The organism is Rhizobacter sp. P2_H3 (assembly GCF_056403355.1).
On sequence record NZ_JBFUFQ010000493.1, the window covers coordinates 1 to 1208 of the forward strand.

The 1208-nt window shown below is 72.4% G+C and carries 1 protein-coding gene and 1 pseudogene; both read left to right on the top strand.

Annotation, left to right across the window (positions count from 1 at the left end):
- Window positions 1-369, top strand: a pseudogene (locus tag AC1D1T_RS32585) (DUF4350 domain-containing protein); the annotation flags it as partial.
- Window positions 370-378: 9 nt separating this feature from the next.
- On the top strand, window positions 379-1208 hold an 830-nt coding region (locus AC1D1T_RS32590; protein WP_477993493.1), incomplete at its 3' end, for an AAA family ATPase.

Genomic DNA, 1208 nt, shown 5'->3' on the forward strand with positions numbered 1-1208 from the left:
CTGCTGGCCTGGTGGCGCGCCGCGCCGCGCTTCGGCCCGCTGACGGTGCCGACGCCGCCCGGCCGCCGCTCGATGGTCGAGCAGGTCACCGGCACCGCGCGCTTCCTGTGGCGCCACGGCCCGCTCGGCCTGCACGCGGCGCAGGTGCGTGCGCTCGACGAGACTGCGCGCCTGCATGTGATGCGCTACGACGATCTGGAGCGCAGCGCCCGTGCGTCGGCGATCGCGAAGCTGACCGGGCTGGACGCCGCGGCGCTCGGCCTCGCGCTCGACCGCGGCATTCCGCGCCGCCGCATCGACCTGCCGCCCGTGCTCGAACTGTTGGAAACCGCACGCCGCCGGCTGGCCGCACCGCACACCGCTTCCTGAGGACCCTCCATGCAGATCAAACCCACCGACCTGACCCGTGCCGCCGAGCTGCTGAACGAACTGCGCAGCGAGGTCGGCAAGGCCGTCGTCGGCCAGCAGCAGGCAGTGGACCAATGCCTGGTCGCGCTGATGGCCAGCGGCCACGTGCTGATCGAGGGCGTGCCCGGCCTCGGCAAGACCTTGCTTGCGCGCACGCTGGCGAAGTCGCTGTCGCTGAACTACGCGCGCGTGCAGTTCACGCCCGACCTGATGCCGTCGGACATCACCGGCCATGCGGTGCTGGAGGCGCGCGCGGACGAGGGCTCGCCGGTCGGCGCGCTGCGCGTGCACCGCGGGCCGGTCTTCACCAACCTGCTGCTGGCCGACGAGATCAACCGCGCGCCGGCCAAGACGCAGAGCTCGCTGCTGGAGGTGATGCAGGAGTACCAGGTGACGATCGAGGGGCAGACGCTGCCGCTGGACAAGCCGTTCATGGTGCTCGCGACGCAGAACCCGGTCGACACCGAGGGCACCTACCCGCTGCCCGAGGCGCAGCTCGACCGTTTCCTGTTCAAGATCGACATCGGCTACCCGTCGCAGGACGAGGAGACCGCGATCGTGCGCCGCACCACCGAGCAGCTGGCCGGCGACCAGCTGCCACTCGACGCGATCACGCCGCGGCTGGACGAGCGCTCGGTGCTCGCGCTGCAGCGCCTGGTGTCGTTCATCCGCGTCGACGACAAGGTGCTCGACTACGCGGTGCGGTTGGCCCGGGCGACGCGCGTGTGGCCGGGCCTGTCGGCCGGTGCCGGCCCGCGCGGCGCGATCGCGCTGGTGCGTGCGGCGCGCGCGACCGCGAT